The following is a 16,371-nucleotide window of genomic DNA, read 5'->3' as shown; positions in this document are numbered from 1 at the left end:
GGGGGTGTGTGCGGGGATGTCGGGGTGGGGGTGTTGGGAGTGGGGGGGGTGGGGGAGTAGGGAGTGAGGGGGTGGGGGAGTGGGGGAGTAGGGAGTGAGGGAGTGGGGGAGTGGGGGAGTGGGAGAATTAATAATAAAATAAAGTTGTAGTGAGGAGAAAATTAGAGTGAATAATGGGTTGGTTCAAAGTCATAAAGATTTAAAGGTTTATCAGAAAGCTTTTGTTGGGGCTATGCAAATTTTTGAATTGTCTAAAAAATTTCCGATAGAAGAAAGGTATTCTTTAACTGACCAAATTAGACGTTCGTCACGTTCTGTTTGTGCTAATCTGGCTGAAGCTTGGCGAAAACGTAGATATGAGCTGGCCTTTGTTGCTAAATTAAATGATTGTGAAGCAGAAGCAGCAGAAACACAAACATGGCTTGATTTTGCTGTAAAATGTCAATATTTAGATGTAGAAACAGAGCAAAAGCTTTCAAAAATTTATGACGAAATTATCAGCATTTTAGTAAAAGTAATTAATAATCCTCATCCTTGGTTGTTAAAACATCCGAGGAGTAGGGGAGCGAGGGAGTAAGGGAGCAGAGAGTAGTTAGGAGAAACGAGGAATTAATTAGGAGATAATCTAATATATTTGTTCCTTGTGATACCAGGCACTTTTTCACTCCTTTAAAGGCTGAATCTTTATACCTGTCAGTCCCATAAGGGTTTCACAAAAAAACCTGCCCCTGTGAAACTCCCGCACTCCCCCACTCCCCTACTCCCCTACTCCCTCACTTCCTTATATAACTTCACTCCGAGAAGTTTTCGTTTTTCTCTCAGGATTAGTTGTTAATTCTGGTGGCGATAAATCAACAGAACCCCAATTATTTAAGACATCTTTCAGGAAAATTTCTTGCTGGTTGCGTAACTCAGTTACATTAGCTCCTTTATTCAGAATTGTAAACCAAATAATTCCCTTTTCTTTTGTTGGCAAAGCACCTGCTAAAGCACTAACATAATTTAGAGTTCCAGACTTGACTACTGCTAAATTTGGCAGTTGTTTACGTTCATCTAAAATACCTTTATCTTTACCAACAATAACAAACACATCTGCCACATTCATATTATATTGCTGAAGATATTTATCTATTGCTAAAAACATTCCAGTAGCAGCGCGGGGAGAAATTCGATTTTCTTCTCCTAAACCTGAACCATTAATTAATTGAATTTCCTCTTTTGGTACTCCTACAAATTGAGCTGCTTTTTCCGCAACTACTTGATAGCCTCCCACAGCTTCAGCTAACATATCTGCCATTAAATTATTACTATATTGATTCATCTTTTTCACCAGTTCAGCCATCGGGAAAGAATAATGTCTAACTAATAGTTTAATATTTTCACGATGAGTAAGAGAAACTGCTACAACCCCATCAATTATTACTTGCGGTTTTGCTGTACCTGGCGGCAAAGTCTGATATTGATTTAAAACTTCTGAAGACCAAGTTTGACTGTTTAATCCTTGTTTCAGTAAATTACCAGCAGTCAGAGAATTAGATTCAAAATTCATATAAAATTTGCCAGTAATAATTAGATTGCCAGTGACTCTTTGAATCCCTATTTTATTTAATAAATTACCAATGGCGATCGCTTCTTCCCAAACAAAAAATGGATCTTCTCCTCCTTGAATGATTAAGTCTCCATTTAAGATACCATTTTCAATTGTGCCTGTTGTGCCAATTAAAGTAATAAATTGATGGTTGGGATTGAAAATTCTTAAGGCAACTAAAGAAGTTGCGACTTTAGTAATTGAAGCTGCTGGTAAAGGAGTTGTACCTTGATGATTTGCTAATAAAGTATCATTTGATTGTATCCATATTCCTTGATTTTGTTGAGAAAATCCTTGACTTGTTAATCTACTGAGATATGTTTCTATAGGAGTAGAGGCTATTTTTTCTGGATTATTTGGAGGTAATGTTAAGGGTTTTTCCGGAATTTCAATTGATATTTGTGATACTTGTGGGGAAGGAGTTATTTCAGGACTGGGAGATGTTATTTTGGGTTCGGGAGATTGACATCCAATTAGACATAAGGAAATACAGAGAGTAGTTATAGATAGTTTTTTTGGCATTTAAAATCCAGTAAATAAGTAAATGTAGCTTGGGTTGAGGAACCGAAACCCAACACATAATATCATCTATTTAACTAGATTTGATCTTGCTCAGTAGACTGAATGATATTATATAAAATCCGGTTGAACAGTTGTCCTCAGCGATGAAGCGGAAGCAATCTCCTAAATGCTTCCTTCCACGAGTGTAAGTTGCTGCGGACTTGGATATAGTAATTATCCGAATTTTATATTACTATAACAATCCTAAATAAGTTGTAATATTTTAGTAGGGGTTTGGTCTCCAAAACCCATTTAATTTTAGTAGTTGATTTTTATATCTTATTTAATCTTTATTCCCATCTACATAATTCTAACATCAATACTAAATAATTCAAGTTTTTTCTCCACTTCCATTCCACTTACTTCTGAGTTCTAGAAGCTTCTTATACCTTTTTGGATGCCCCTTTCCTTCACTCCTAAAATGGATAAGATCATAGAACTTTTCACAGTAATCTTCAACTATTTCTTGAAAAAAACTCTTTAATACATCTTCATCAGCAATTCCGTTTTCAACACATATTGCAATCTCAACTAATAAGTTAAGTATCTTAGTAACCTTATATATTTTTTCTTGATTTTGATTGTTATTCTCTTCTGCTTCTTGAATATACGTTTGCATAGGTTGTGGATTTTTTCTTAGATCATTACGCATTTGTTTAGCGCCAAGCTCTAATGACTGCATTTCAGGACTATTCCAACGCCCTATCAAACGGTATGCTTTGTCTTGTTTTTTATCCTTTTCAGCTTGACGACTTTCTTTTTGTTGATCCTCTTCAGCTTGACGACGTTCTTCCAAACGATTTTCTTCCTCACTCTGTTTATCCTTTTCAGCTTTACGAAGAGTTCTATAAGCATAATGAGCACTTACAGCTATAACGCTCGTTGTGAACGCATGAATAAGAAAATCTAATGCCTCTTTATATGTTTTACCTATGCAAATATAAATCAATGTTAGTAAACTGGATAACGCCACTAAAATGACAACAATATTAACAGGTATGTTCACCTGGCCAATATGGTTAGGATCTTTATCATTGGGAATTTCCATACATTTCTGAATTAAGGTAAGATTATAGAAAATAGCGATTTTTAGACCATAAAACAATTACTATTATTAAAAACCGGACACTTAGCCATTTTTTTGCCAAATTCTCAACAACTATATTTTAGAGAATACTTGACTTAGAATAAAATGCTGGAAATATGCACATTATCCTAACCTAGTTTTTTTTGAATAGTAAAAGCAGTATGGTAATGCTATTGCAGTTATAATATTTTGGTGGTAATTAGGAGCCACGAGTCAGGATTCAAAATTTTAAAGGTTTTCAGTTCAAATTAACCGTTATAAAATTTGTCGCAATCAATTGAGGATTGCTATCTAGAACTCGTGTAAAAATAAACTGAATAGCTTTTTTATGGCTCCTTAGAACCACACAACTTGAGATAGATAATAAAGAAATATGGTGCAACCCTAAACTATATTAAACTTGCTATACTATTCATTAGACATCTCTATAAAAGAGGGAGTAGTGGGGAATAATTGAGAATTTATGTACGATAGTTGATTTTACTTTTTATTATTGGAGATGTCTATTAAAAGAAAATCCTTAAACCCATTAGAGACCACTATCACCCATAAACTATCACCTCCTTTATTCTTATTAAAGAGCCTTTAAATTAATACTTTTCAGTTGGTTTACAGCAGTCATAAATATCCTTAAGGCAGTCTATAATCAGCCTAACTAATTATTTATGATTGCTACATTCATACAATTTTTCTTAAGCTTAAAACTAAATCAGGAAAAACCTCAAAAAAAATATTTAAGGAACAAGAATTACAGCACTTTTTAGAATAGTGAAGTACATTATAACCACACAAATTGAGATAGATAATAAAGAAACCTGGCGCAACCCTAAACTATATTAAACTTGCTATACTATTCATTAGACATCTCTATAAAAGAGGGAGCAGTGGGGAATAATTGAGAATTTATGTACGATAGTTGATTTTACTTTTTATTATTGGAGATGTCTATTAAAAGAAAATCCTTAAACCCATTAGAGACCACTATCACCCATAAACTATCACCTCCTTTATTCTTATTAAAGAGCCTTTGAATTAATACTTTTCAGTTGGTTTACAGCAGTCATAAATATCCTTAAGGTAGTCTATAATTAGCCTACCTAATTATTTATGACTGCTACATCCATACAATTTTTCTTAAGCTTAAAACTAAATCAGGAAAAATATCAAAAAAAATATTTAATGGACAAGAATTACAGCACTTTTTAGAATGGTGAAGTACACTATAACTACACAAATTGAGATAGATAATAAAGAAATCTGGCGCAACTCTAAACTATATTAAACTTGCTATACTATTCATTAAAAGAAAATCCTTAAACCCATTAGAGACTAATATCACTCATAAGCGATAGCCTCCTTGCTTCTTAGTAAAGAAGGTTTAACTTAATACTTTTCTAGTTGGTTTACAGCAGTCATAAATATCCTTAAGATAGTCTATAATCGGCCTAACTAATCATTTCTGGTTACTATATCCATACAATTTTTCTTCACCTTAAAACTAAATCAGGAAAAATCAACAAAAAAAATTATATAAGGAACAAGAACTAGCGCACAAAATTAGCTGTATCAGTCTAGTCACTTGGGTTTATCCTTCGGATAAGTTGCGAATATCGGTTCCTCAACTCAACCTACCTTGACTTTTAACTTCCGTGAAACGGTATTATGATTCAATATCAATAGTTTTTATCAATTTGTCCAAGAGAATCTATAATCTAATATTATTATGACGAATAAAACAGGGCAGCCAACTCTTTTAATAAGTAATAATCCCTATATAGAATTGAATAATCAAGGCCAAACTATTACTCTTGAACTTAAACAAAACAATCATATATTAGGACGCGATCGCCTCCATGCCGATCTTGTAGTACCTTCAGCTTGGTTAGTCATATCTAGTTACCACGCCACTATCCGGAAAATTGACGATCGCTACCATATTTATGATGGTGACGGTCATCGAGCAAGTACCAATGGATTATTTCTAGACCGTACTCGCATTACTCCATCTGAAGGTCATCTTCTAGAGAATGGTATGGAAATCAAAATTGGTCTCGACCCCCAAAACCAAATCTTGCTGAAATATTTCGATCCTAATAATCCCATAACTGTAGCATCTTTACCAAAAACGAGTTCAATATCTTTAAAAAATCGATCGGTTTTACTTGGTCGCGATCCTGATGCAACTCTGGAATTAGATGCTCCCATTGTTTCCCGTCGTCATGCCACTATTGAACCTAATAGTCAGGGTAATTACGTTTTACACGACTATAGTACCAATGGCGTTTTTGTTAATGGGGTGCGAGTTAAACACTCTATTGTTTTGACTGAAGGAGCGGTGGTCAAAATAGGACCTTTTACTTTAATTAGGCGTGGCGATCGCTTAGAAGTTTTTGACCAGGGAAATCAAATTCGTATTGATGCCGATCGTCTATATAGAATAGTCAGAGACCAACGGGGGAAAACACGAGTTTTGCTGAATGATATCTCCTTTGCGATCGAACCAGGACAGTTTGTGGCGTTGGTAGGAGGTAGTGGCACTGGTAAATCAACTTTGATGGGAACATTATTAGGAATAAACCCTACAACTAAAGGCAAAGTTTATATTAATGGTGAAGATTTAAGGAATAATTTCAATATTTATCGGACTCAAATTGGTTATGTTCCTCAAGATGATATTATTCATCGAGAATTAACAGTATTGGAGGTTTTAAATTATGCGGCAAAATTGCGATTACCGCCGGATATTAATATTCAAGAAGTAGTTGACAAAACTCTAGAACAAATAGAGATGAAGGAGAGGAAAAATGTATTAGTTAGTCAGTTAAGTGGAGGGCAGAGAAAAAGGGTAAGTATTGGTGTGGAATTATTAGCAGACCCGAAATTATTTTTCTTAGATGAACCTACATCTGGACTCGACCCAGGTTTAGATAAAAAAATGATGCAACTATTAAGAAAGTTGGCAAATCAAGGACGAACAATTATCTTAGTTACTCATGCTACAGCTAATATTAGAATTTGCGACCGAGTAGTTTTTTTAGGTAGAGGAGGACGTTTATGTTATTTTGGTTCTCCGAGAGAAGCTATGACTTTTTTCTCTGTCAATACTGGTGACTTTGCTGATATTTATAACGAACTAGAAACTAATGATGAAAATATTAATGAATGGGTAAATAATTTTCGTCAATCAGAATATTATCGACGTTATATTGCCAATCATCTCAGTATCGATAATTTAAAAGCTCCTACTAATTTACCTCCCAAAAAACAACCTGCTTCTTTTGGGAAACAACTTTTGATTTTAATTCAACGATATTTTCAATTAATTATTCGCGACCCCATTAACTTAGGATTAGCTTTATTTACTGCTCCTATTGGTATTAGTTTAATTTTATTTGCAGTTAGAGATAAAAATCCATTAATTGGCGACCCAGAACCCTCCTTAGCTCCTTTAGCTTTGCGAGTATTATTTGTATTTACCTGTGCTTGTTTATGGGTTGGTCTGTCTAGTTCCCTGCAAGAAATAATCAAAGAATCAGCTATTTATATTCGGGAAAGATTAGTCAATTTAGGATTATTTGCTTATCTGAGTTCAAAATTAATAGTTTTAGGATTATTAGCAACTCTGCAAACTCTATTAGTAGTATTAGTAGTTTTAATTGGATTTGAAAATCCACAGCCAGATTTAATGTCATGGCCCATAGGAGTTAGTATTACGACTTTTTTAACTTTGATAAGTTGTATGAGTTTGGGATTAATGATTTCATCTATTGTTAAAAATGGTTCTCAAGCTAATAGTGCTTTACCCTTAATATTGCTACCTCAGATTATTTTTTCTGGTGTTTTATTTGAAATGACAGGTATAGCTAGTAAATTTTCTTGGCTAATGTTAAGTCGTTGGTCTGTAGCTGCTTATGGGGCACTTGTAAATGTGAATAAAATGGTGCCAGAAGCAACTGAATTACCAGATGGAAGTACCGTTCCTTTACCATTTTCGGGTTCAGATGTTTACAACCTTGACTGGGAAAATTTAGGGATAAGTTGGGGAGCTTTATGTTTACATTCGCTGATTTATTTAGGCTTTACTATTTGGTTTCAAAAACGAAAAGATATTATATAAGTGGTGTAAGCATTCAGCTATTAGCTATCATATAACCTACATTCCGCACTTCCAGGGGAGATTAAATATTGAAGTCATTAAAAATATATTACATATAAAGATATATGACATATATTCGTATAATGGCAATTATTAAATTAGACTGAAAATTGAATTGCTTTAGATAAGAAAAAGATCAATTTTTAAATAATAAAGGATTAACGATGATGAAATTAGCTAGGTGGTGGGCAGTTTTTCTTATTCTTACTACAATTGAAACCATATTTCTTGCAAAGCTATTGACAAACAATATATCAGTAGAATTGCTTGTGGCTATTACACTCATTGCAATAGTAATTTTCTTTACCCTTCGCGTTGAAGATTTAAATCGAATTTCTATTAAAAAAGATGGAATCGAGGCGAATTTATTAGACAAAGTAAAAGAGGATGTAAAGAAAGATGTAAAAGAGGATGTAAAGAAAGATGTAGAGAAAATTGAAGGTGATATTCAGCAACTCCTAATTGCAGTGGTCTTAGATGCATACGATTATATAACTTTAAAAAAAATCAACGGTGATGAAAAAGATGACAGTTATAATATTAATCGTCCTAATGAAGAATATTTATTAGAAAAACTAAGAAATAGAGGTCTTATTGAAGAGAAGAAGAATAGTGAATCAGGTTTTGAAAAGATCAAAAATAGAGGAAATTCGAGGCTAACATTGCAATTGTCTGACTACTTCTCGATTACAGATCAAGGGGAAAAATATTTGAATGTAATTAATCAATATAAACTTGAGCCAGAGCTAAAGAAAATTCTTTATAAGAATGGCTTTGTTGCATAAAAGAGGAAAAAAGAAAAAGTACTACTCTAGTGGTCTGTCAAGTTAGTTTTGATGGGTTAATCTTCCTCTGTAACCTCTGTCTTTTATGCTATTCCTGCTCGTTTCAACCCATCAATTCAAAGCTGACAGACCACTAGTTCATTCCTCTACAGGGGTAATTTTGCGATCGCAACTTTGCATGCAACAAAGCCTGTAAGAATTCATATAGATAGCGATCGCGCTCTGGGTTCTCAGAAGTCAAATTCTAGAAATATTTGCTCGCTAATAAGCATCTAGGAAAAAACCGGGTTTGCTGGGTTTGCCTTGCGAACGCTACTCCCGACAAGTTGCTGTTATCCAAGTGTCTGTGGGTAGTTGAGTTTAGGTTTGGCTCATGTTTTCTGAAAAAAGGTATTGGTACGTTTTCGTCGATTGCGTTGTATTGCTTCTCAGTATGAGATCGGTGGGAGGCTCGTTAATATCGTTAACATTGATAGTAAATATCTGCTGGAAAGTTCCTCCAACAGAGTCAGTAGTTTCGACTCGAATACTATAGGTAGACTGTGCTTCATAGTTTGGTGAATCTTTGATTTGCAGTTGGTCTCCATCTATAGTGAAGGCTGAGTTATCTGTGTCTCCGTCACCGCTGACTAATTGGTAGGTAAAGGTATTATCGTCAATGTCAGTAGTAGAGAATGTTCCCACTACACTTTTAGCTGCTACGTTTTCGTTGATAGTGGTGTTGCTTGCTATGAGGTTATTGGGAGGATAGTTAACATCGTTAACATTGATAGTAAATACCTTCTGGAAAGTTCCTCCAACAGAGTCAGTAGTTGCGACTCGAATACTATAGGTAGACTGTACGTCATAGTCTGGTGAATCTTTGATTTGCAGTTGGTCTCCATCTATAGTGAAGGCTGAGTTATCAGTGTCTCCCTCACCGCTGACTAATTCGTAGGTAAAGGTATGATCGTCAGGGTCAATAGTAGAGAATGTTCCCACGACACTGTTAGCAGGTTCGCTTTCATCGATCGTGATAGTAGTGCTCCTCAGTGCGAGGTCGGTGGGAGGAACTTTAACATCGATAGTAAATACCTTCTGGAAATTTCCTCCAACAGAGTCAGTAGTTTCCACTCGAATACTATAGTTAGACTTTGTTTCATAGTCTGGAGATTCTTTGATTTTCAGTTGGTCTCCATCTACAGTGAAGGCTGAGTTATCTGTGTCTCCGTCACCGCTGACTAATTCGTAGGTAAAAGTATTATCGTCAGAGTCAGTAGTAGAGAATGTTCCCACAACACTGTTACCTAGTTCGTTTTCGTCGAGCGTGTTGTTGCTGAGTGCGAGGTCGGTGGGAGGATAGTTGGTATACCGATCTAGGTTGTTTAACCAAACTTTGTTACGACCATTATTAGCAACAAAAGCATCCAGATCGCTATCTCCATCCAGATCTCCTAAACTCACACGATAGCTAACGGAATTCCCCAAAGCTTGCTGTGAGTCAATGAATTTGCCCTTACCATCATTTAACCAAACTTTGTTAGGCTGACCATAATTAGCAACAAAAGCATCCAGATCGCCATCTCCATCCACATCTCCTAAACTCATACCATGGCTCTTGGAGTTCCCCAAAGCTTGCTGTGAGTCAGTGAAATAACCGTCACCATCATTTAACCAAACCTGATTGGGCTGACCATAATTAGCAACAAAAGCATCCAGATCGCCATCTGCATCCAGATCTCCTAAACTCACACGATAGCTTTTGGAATTCCCAAAAGCTTGCTGTGAGTCAGTGAAATTGCCCTTACCATCATTTAACCAAACTTTGTTGAGAGCATAATTGGCAACAAAAGCATCCAGATCGCCATCTCCGTCCACGTCTCCTAAACTCACATCTATGCTATAGGAATTCCCCAAAGCTTGCTGTGAGTCAGTGAAATTGCCCTTACTATCATAATTTAACCAAACTCTGTTGGGACCATTATTAGCAACAAAAGCATCCAGATCGCCATCTCCATCCACGTCTCCTAAACTCACATCTATGCTATTGGAATTCACCAAAACTTGCTGGGAGTCAGTGAAATAGCCGCTACCATCATTTAACCAAACTTTGTTGGGCTGATTCGTAGAATTAGCAACAAAAACATCCAGATCGCCATCTGCATCCACATCTCCTAAACTCAGACCATGGCTATAGGAATTCCCCAAAGCTTGCTGTGAGTCAGTGAAATTGTCCTTACCATCATTTAACCAAACTTTGTTAGGCTGACCAAAATTAGTAACAAAAGCATCAAGATCGCCATCTGCATCGACATCTCCTAAACTCACATCTGTGCTATTGGAATTCCCCAAAGCTTGCCCAGACTCAGTGAACTGAATAGTCGGAGCAGCATAGACTGTTTGTATCGGTACAACAAACATCGCAACTGCCATTACTACTGCCACCACAACCTGAAAGCATTTACGCAAAGTTGGTTTCAGTTGTGGAGAAGGATTAAATTTATCCTCCATTGTTGTTTCGGCTATTTCATTCTGTAGCCATCTTGAAAGTGCCATGATAGAAATTAGTCTCCTTTGTTATTTTTCTCTATCATCAACAGAGTAAACCAAAATTCTCTAAATTGCCAAATTTTCATAACTAGACATCTCCAGAAAAGAGGGAATAAAGAAAGTGTAACTATCATAATTGTACTGAGTTGTAGAATAGTTTTTCTTTAGGAATATTTTTTCATAATTTTGAAAATTAACTCCATAAGGTGGATTACCAATAACCACGTCAAACCCTACAAAATCACCAATATCATTCAACACTTCGGGAAATTCAAATCGCCATTCCAAGGCATTCTCATAAACCTTACCACTTTCTATTTCTTCAATTTCAACTCTTAATTTATCAATCTGATTATTCAACTGAACAATCTTTTTCTCTCTAGCTTTTTTTTCGGCCTTTGTTTCCTCAAATAACGACAATTGATTGTTATTCACTAAATCATCAACTTCATACTCTAAATTTATTAACTTTTTTTTCTTAGGGTCTGTTCCTTGAAGTGTTGTTATAAAATTACCTTTAATATCCTGAATCAACTTTTCCATTTCTCGCTTTTGCTGTTTACTTTCAGCACGACGATAAACTTGTACAGCATTCCGATAACTCTTAATATTCCTATTTTTCTTTAAAGCTAGTCTTCAATAATTGATAATTGATAATGGATAATTGATAATTACCTCTCCCTAAAAGGAAGAGGATTGAATAAAAGGAAAATTTTTTCTCTCTTGGTCGATTGGAGGACAGCGAGGAGACCTCGCCATCCCTCGACCGCTTGTTTCTCCTTTAAAGGAGAGGCTTTAAACCTTAATTATTCGGTAAATCAGAATCTAAACCATAACGACTAATCAAAGAATTACCGCACTTTATATTAATATCAATATTTGGTAAAGTTTCCAACTCGTAGGGACGTTGCATGCAACGTCCCTACAGTTTATAATAAGCATTTTTCAAAAGCTCTATCCATAACCGCAACTGACAAATTTTTACAGAATTAGGATTAATATCTACCCCAAATAAACAATTTTCAATGATTGTCTGTTTTTCGTGAAATAAGGTTTCTTGTACTCTTTGACGCTCTTGATTATTCGGATAATACTCAAACAATTCTCCATCATCATCAATAACTATTAACGTAAGGATTCAGCTATTAGCGGTCAGCTTTTAGCTGTTTAATAGATAATTTATATATACTGCTAAGGTCAAGGTCATTTTTTTCCAATACTTTATAATTATACTTAAATTTTTTAATACTAATTCCCGATATCAAGGCAATGAATTAATAGCTGATAGCTGATAGCTGACGGCTGAATGCTTACCTATTAACTCATCATTAACTACAGCAACTTGATAATCTCTTAAAGTTTTTCCTTAATCAACCCCAATACAGAAGCATTAATTAAAGTCTTATTATCTTCTTGAATTGCTTCCGAACCTTCACTGCTAAATTCATAAGCATTGAGAAACTGAAATAAATATTGTAGTGAATTAAGTTCACCTTGTAGAAAAATTCAGTTTTTTTACCTGTTAATCTTCCTGCCTCAAAGTCATGGAATTGTCTGACTAAATTTTGATCTTGAATAAAGTATTTCTCAAATGATTGGGCATCAAAAATGAACCATTGATAAACATTAGTGGCTACTAGATATTTAATTTCTAGGTTATTTTCCTGCAAACGTTCCCGCAAAAAATACAATACCAACTCTTGAAATGCTTTAGTGTTCAGATTATCGAGATTGAGCATTTCTTTTGTATTGGTTGGTTTCTTGATTTATAGTATTACACCTACATTACTTTTCTGGTATTTGCTATTGTGAATTACGAGGTCATTTCGCCCTTTTGTATTGATGAAATAATTGGATTTATAGTAAGTATCTTGTAAAAATTTGGAAATTAGATTTTTATGAAATTCTTCTGATTCTGCTTTGTTGATTTGCTCTAACAGTAACTTCAGATTGTCTTTGAATTTTTTAATATCTTTCCTGCTAGGTTTGACCTTTAAATATGCTTTGTTTAATGCTTTTCTGGGTGAAATCGAGTTCATTTTTTGAATATAAATTTATATAGCAGTATGAAATTATTCGTGAAAAAATGATAACCTTGTAGGGAGGTTGCATACAACATCCCTACCCATTCCCTTCCGTATCCGTGTATCCGTGGCATAATCCGTGTGAGCCACTCCCCTGCTCCTCTACTCCCTACTCCCTACTCCCTACTCCCTTAAATTATGAAATATTGGCTAATAAAATCAGAACCAAAAACTTACAGCATCTCAGATATGAAACATGAAAAAACTTGTATTTGGGATGGAGTGAGAAACTATCAAGCTCGGAATTTTTTGCGACAAATTAATCCGGGAGATTTAGCATTTTTCTATCATTCTAATACTGTACCTCCTGGCATTATTGGATTAGTAAAAATATTGGAAAGTGGCATTGCTGATCCTACTCAATTTGACCCAAAAAGCAAATATTATGACCCCAAATCTACTCCTAATTCGCCTCGGTGGCAAACTGTTTCTGTAGAGTTTGTAGAAGAGTTTCCTAAGTTAATATCTTTGGCTATTTTGAAACAAGAATTTAGCCCAGATGAATTGTTAGTTACTAGGAAAGGAAATAGGTTATCCGTAATGCCTGTTGCTAAAAATGTAGCAGAGAAAATTTTAGCTATGAAAGATGGTTTTTATAGCAGTTTTCATTAACATAGAGTACAGAGATTTTGGCTTAAAGGCAGAAGGCGAATTAGTTGGAAACTTTTGGTAGGAAATTCCCCCTAAACTTCCTTCCAAAATTATTTGACTGATAACTGATAACTGATAACTGATAACTGAAATTTGCCCCCCTAACCCCAACTTTGGGGGGAACAAGACTCAATTTGCTTGCTCTAGTCCCGCAATTTTGGGGGATGCGCGGGGGCTTGGATATAGCAAATTTCTCAGACAACCTCTAATGCGGATTAGTTGGAAACTTTTGGTAGCAATTTCCCCTAAACTTCCTTCAAAAATTATTTGACTGATAACTGATAACTGATAACTGATAACTGAAATGACTCCAACCACAGTATTAGAAACGCTCACCAATACCGAAGTGGAAACGATTATCACCTTCATCATTAATAGCGTAATCAATTCTAATTGGACCAAGAGGAGACTGTACCCGAATACCAGCACCATAACCTATACCATCTCCTGGTTTATTCCTCACACCTCCAGGATTACCAATAACAGAACTTTGACTATCAAATACTGTTGCAGCATCAATAAATAAAGCACCTCCAAGAAACCTAAATACAGGAAAGCGATACTCAACAGTTCCCAATAAGAATGTACGACCTGCTCCTAAAGAACCTTCATCATACCCACGAACTGTATTAGTACCACCTAGAGGAAAAGCTTCATAAGGAGGTAAATCTCCCATTATATGACCAGCTTGTACATTAAAGGCCAAAGCTTCCGGTCCATCAACGAAGCTAGTCAAGTCTACTGGAATATAAAAACTGTAATTAGCTCGTAAACGATTCAACGCAATCTCCGATGATCCTATAGGAATAGACTGTTCTGTACCAAATCTTAGCAAACTACCAGAAGTAGGTTGTCGGCGATTATTACGTCGATCGTTGACAATACCAAATTGAATAGTAAGTAAATCGTCCTCTCCAGAATCATCAACAGTCAATTTATTACCTAATTCATCTCTAGGTTCAGTATCACCATCACTATCCTGAATTTCTACTCGTTCATATTTTAATCCCAAAGAAGCTGTCCACTCTGGTTCAACAAATGGATTAGGAATAAACGGACGGGTGAAACTAACTCCACCTCCTGTACGAATAACTCGTGGGTTATCACCATTAGGCAGATCGACATCGCGCTGACCGTTTTCGTCGTCAGAATCAAAAATTACCGAAATTGCCCGTCTTCTGAAAGCATTAACAGTGTAAGAAAGACGGTGTTCATCTCCACCTACCCAGGGATCGGTAAAACTAATATCGGCAAGTAATAATCGTTCACCCACTTGAAACTCGCCACCTAATTTCTGATTATTACCACCAATGTTTTGTTGTTGATAACTCACCGTACCAAATAATCCACTTGCAGAACTAACCCCACCACCAAATGCTAGAGAACCTGTACTTTTTTCTACAATGTTCACAATCACATTTGCCTTGTTAGGATCGTCTGGCGCTGGTTCTAAACCCAAGGTAACATCTTCAAAAATTCCTAAACCAAACACTCTCCTAATATCTTTTTCTGCTGTTTCTCGTTGGAAGATATCGCCTGGTTGAAGCTGAATTTCTCTAGTGATGATATATTCACGAGTACGGCCCTCAATTAAATTACCTTCTTCATCTGTTGTTTGTCCGTCTGCATTCACAAAGCGCACTTGAATATCTTGAATTTCTCCCTCTGCAACTTCCAGAATAACTGAACCATCATCACTGACTTGGGGAGCGCCGATAACTTGTCCGAGAACGTAACCGTTATCTTGATACCACTGGTTAACTTGTTCGACACCCCCTTCAAAAATTTTCAGATTCAGAGTTTCACCGTATTGCTCGCTGAATATTCTGTCTACTTCACTTTCAGGCAATACTTGAGAACCTTCTATTGTTACAGAGGTCAATACAGGGTTGGGTTCAACTTCAAAAGTTACTCGTACACCAAGGGGAGTATCTTCTGGTAATGCTTTCACGTTTCGGAAGAAACCAGTGGCAAATATCGCGTTAATGTCTCTCTGTAGTTGAGAGCGAGTTGTGGTACGTCCAGCTTGAGTAGTAATGACTTGGTACACTTGGTCTTCTAGTTCTCCGTCTACTCCACTAACTACAACTTCAGCGACTAGCACTAAGGGTTCTGCTTCTCCTGTAGAGGGTTCTGTTGGTTGTGATTGAGAAAGAGTAAATTCTTCTGATTCTATTGCGGAGGGTGGGGTGTCGCTATCTGGTTTTTCGGGGACTTCTTCTGGGGATGAAATTTGGGCCAAGTTATCTGATGGGTCTAATGTTAATGATGTTGATGTTAATTTCTGTTGATTTTGAGTAATTTCACTATCAGATAAATTTATTTTTTGAGAAATTTCAGAATCAAACTGTTTATTGATGGTTGGTTCTGATTTAGTTTCTACACCCTTTGCCAACTGGAAATTTTCAGGATTTTTCCTTTGATTTTCTACAATTTCTGAAGTAGGAATTTCAGAATCAAACTGTTTATTGATGGTTGGTTCTGATTTAGTTTCTACACCCTTTGCCAACTGGAAATTTTCAGGATTTTTCCTTTGATTTTCTACAATTTCTGAAGTAGGAATTTCAGAATCAAACTGTTTATTGATGGTTGGTTCTGATTTAGTTTCTACACCCTTTGCCAACTGGAAATTTTCAGGATTTTTCCTTTGATTTTCTACAATTTCTGAAGTAGGAATTTCCGAATCAAACTGTTTATTGATGATTGGTTCCGATTTAGTTTCTACACCCTTTGCCAACTCAAAATTCTGAGGATTTTCCCTTTGATTTTCTACAATTTCTGAAGTAGGAATTTCCGAATCAAACTGTTTATTGATGGTTGGTTCTGATTTAGTTCCTACACCCTTTGCCAACTCAAAATTCTGAGGATTTTCCCTTTGATTTTCTACAATTTCTGAAGTAGGAATTTCCGAATCAAACTGTTTATTGATG

At 35.8% G+C, this 16,371-nt stretch carries 12 protein-coding genes; 4 read left to right on the top strand and 8 right to left on the bottom strand.

The features are described from left to right. Positions 1-166: 166 nt before the first annotated feature. Entirely contained in the window at positions 167-577 is a 411-nt protein-coding gene (locus tag F6K54_RS15705; protein ID WP_293079033.1) for a four helix bundle protein, read from the top strand. Between the two features lie 204 nt (positions 578-781). Here F6K54_RS15705 and F6K54_RS15700 read toward each other — a convergent pair whose 3' ends face one another. Next, positions 782-2,110, bottom strand: coding sequence for a D-alanyl-D-alanine carboxypeptidase (locus F6K54_RS15700; RefSeq protein WP_293079031.1), 1,329 nt, complete (start codon positions 2,108-2,110; stop codon positions 782-784). 370 nt (positions 2,111-2,480) lie between these two features. Then, positions 2,481-3,197, bottom strand: coding sequence for a DUF4760 domain-containing protein (locus F6K54_RS15695; protein WP_293079029.1), 717 nt, complete (start codon positions 3,195-3,197; stop codon positions 2,481-2,483). Between the two features lie 1,762 nt (positions 3,198-4,959). On the opposite strand from F6K54_RS15695, the gene F6K54_RS15690 reads away from it, so the two are divergent. Further along, positions 4,960-7,353 (top strand): ATP-binding cassette domain-containing protein, encoded by a 2,394-nt coding sequence (locus tag F6K54_RS15690; RefSeq protein ID WP_293079027.1) that lies wholly within the window; start codon positions 4,960-4,962, stop codon positions 7,351-7,353. Positions 7,354-7,556: 203 nt separating this feature from the next. Then, positions 7,557-8,177 (top strand): hypothetical protein, encoded by a 621-nt coding sequence (locus F6K54_RS15685; RefSeq protein WP_293079025.1) that lies wholly within the window; start codon positions 7,557-7,559, stop codon positions 8,175-8,177. A 360-nt stretch (positions 8,178-8,537) separates the two neighbouring features. Here the strand turns inward: F6K54_RS15685 and F6K54_RS15680 are convergent, their stop codons facing one another. From F6K54_RS15680 to F6K54_RS15660, 5 genes are all read right to left on the bottom strand, one after another. Then, the gene (locus F6K54_RS15680; protein ID WP_293079023.1) at positions 8,538-10,712 is read right to left on the bottom strand and encodes an FG-GAP-like repeat-containing protein; all 2,175 of its coding nucleotides are present in this window, start codon (positions 10,710-10,712) and stop codon (positions 8,538-8,540) included. Between the two features lie 60 nt (positions 10,713-10,772). Next, a complete protein-coding gene (locus tag F6K54_RS15675; protein ID WP_293079021.1) occupies positions 10,773-11,249 on the bottom strand; it encodes an Eco57I restriction-modification methylase domain-containing protein in 477 nt (158 codons plus the stop codon). Between the two features lie 379 nt (positions 11,250-11,628). Beyond that, positions 11,629-11,808 (bottom strand): hypothetical protein, encoded by a 180-nt coding sequence (locus tag F6K54_RS15670; RefSeq protein ID WP_293079019.1) that lies wholly within the window; start codon positions 11,806-11,808, stop codon positions 11,629-11,631. A 292-nt stretch (positions 11,809-12,100) separates the two neighbouring features. Continuing rightward, positions 12,101-12,445, bottom strand: a complete 345-nt coding sequence (locus F6K54_RS15665) for a hypothetical protein (protein ID WP_293079018.1) — start codon at positions 12,443-12,445, stop codon at positions 12,101-12,103. A 27-nt stretch (positions 12,446-12,472) separates the two neighbouring features. Then, positions 12,473-12,745 (bottom strand): hypothetical protein, encoded by a 273-nt coding sequence (locus F6K54_RS15660; RefSeq protein ID WP_293079016.1) that lies wholly within the window; start codon positions 12,743-12,745, stop codon positions 12,473-12,475. A gap of 183 nt (positions 12,746-12,928) precedes the next feature. Here F6K54_RS15660 and F6K54_RS15655 point away from each other — a divergent pair, with 183 nt between their 5' ends. Further along, positions 12,929-13,402, top strand: coding sequence for an EVE domain-containing protein (locus tag F6K54_RS15655; protein ID WP_293079014.1), 474 nt, complete (start codon positions 12,929-12,931; stop codon positions 13,400-13,402). A gap of 361 nt (positions 13,403-13,763) precedes the next feature. Here F6K54_RS15655 and F6K54_RS15650 read toward each other — a convergent pair whose 3' ends face one another. Then, on the bottom strand, positions 13,764-16,370 hold the full coding sequence (locus F6K54_RS15650; RefSeq protein ID WP_293079012.1) for a BamA/TamA family outer membrane protein: 2,607 nt from the start codon (positions 16,368-16,370) through the stop codon (positions 13,764-13,766). Position 16,371: the final 1 nt, after the last annotated feature.

Source organism: Okeania sp. SIO3B5, from assembly GCF_010692555.1.
Lineage (GTDB): Bacteria > Cyanobacteriota > Cyanobacteriia > Cyanobacteriales > Microcoleaceae > Okeania.
Note: the sequence above shows the minus strand (reverse complement) of the source record. Positions and strands in the feature narration are given on the sequence as shown.

Excerpts from the sequence above, each read along its gene's own strand:
- F6K54_RS15675 (WP_293079021.1), bottom strand. The coding sequence starts at position 11,249 with ATGGAAAAGTTGATTCAGGATATTAAAGGTAATTTTATAACAACACTT.
- F6K54_RS15655 (WP_293079014.1), top strand. The coding sequence starts at position 12,929 with ATGAAATATTGGCTAATAAAATCAGAACCAAAAACTTACAGCATCTCA.
- F6K54_RS15665 (WP_293079018.1), bottom strand. The coding sequence starts at position 12,445 with ATGCTCAATCTCGATAATCTGAACACTAAAGCATTTCAAGAGTTGGTA.
- F6K54_RS15685 (WP_293079025.1), top strand. The coding sequence starts at position 7,557 with ATGATGAAATTAGCTAGGTGGTGGGCAGTTTTTCTTATTCTTACTACA.
- F6K54_RS15700 (WP_293079031.1), bottom strand. The coding sequence starts at position 2,110 with ATGCCAAAAAAACTATCTATAACTACTCTCTGTATTTCCTTATGTCTA.
- F6K54_RS15695 (WP_293079029.1), bottom strand. The coding sequence starts at position 3,197 with ATGGAAATTCCCAATGATAAAGATCCTAACCATATTGGCCAGGTGAAC.
- F6K54_RS15660 (WP_293079016.1), bottom strand. The coding sequence starts at position 12,745 with ATGAACTCGATTTCACCCAGAAAAGCATTAAACAAAGCATATTTAAAG.
- F6K54_RS15690 (WP_293079027.1), top strand. The coding sequence starts at position 4,960 with ATGACGAATAAAACAGGGCAGCCAACTCTTTTAATAAGTAATAATCCC.
- F6K54_RS15680 (WP_293079023.1), bottom strand. The coding sequence starts at position 10,712 with ATGGCACTTTCAAGATGGCTACAGAATGAAATAGCCGAAACAACAATG.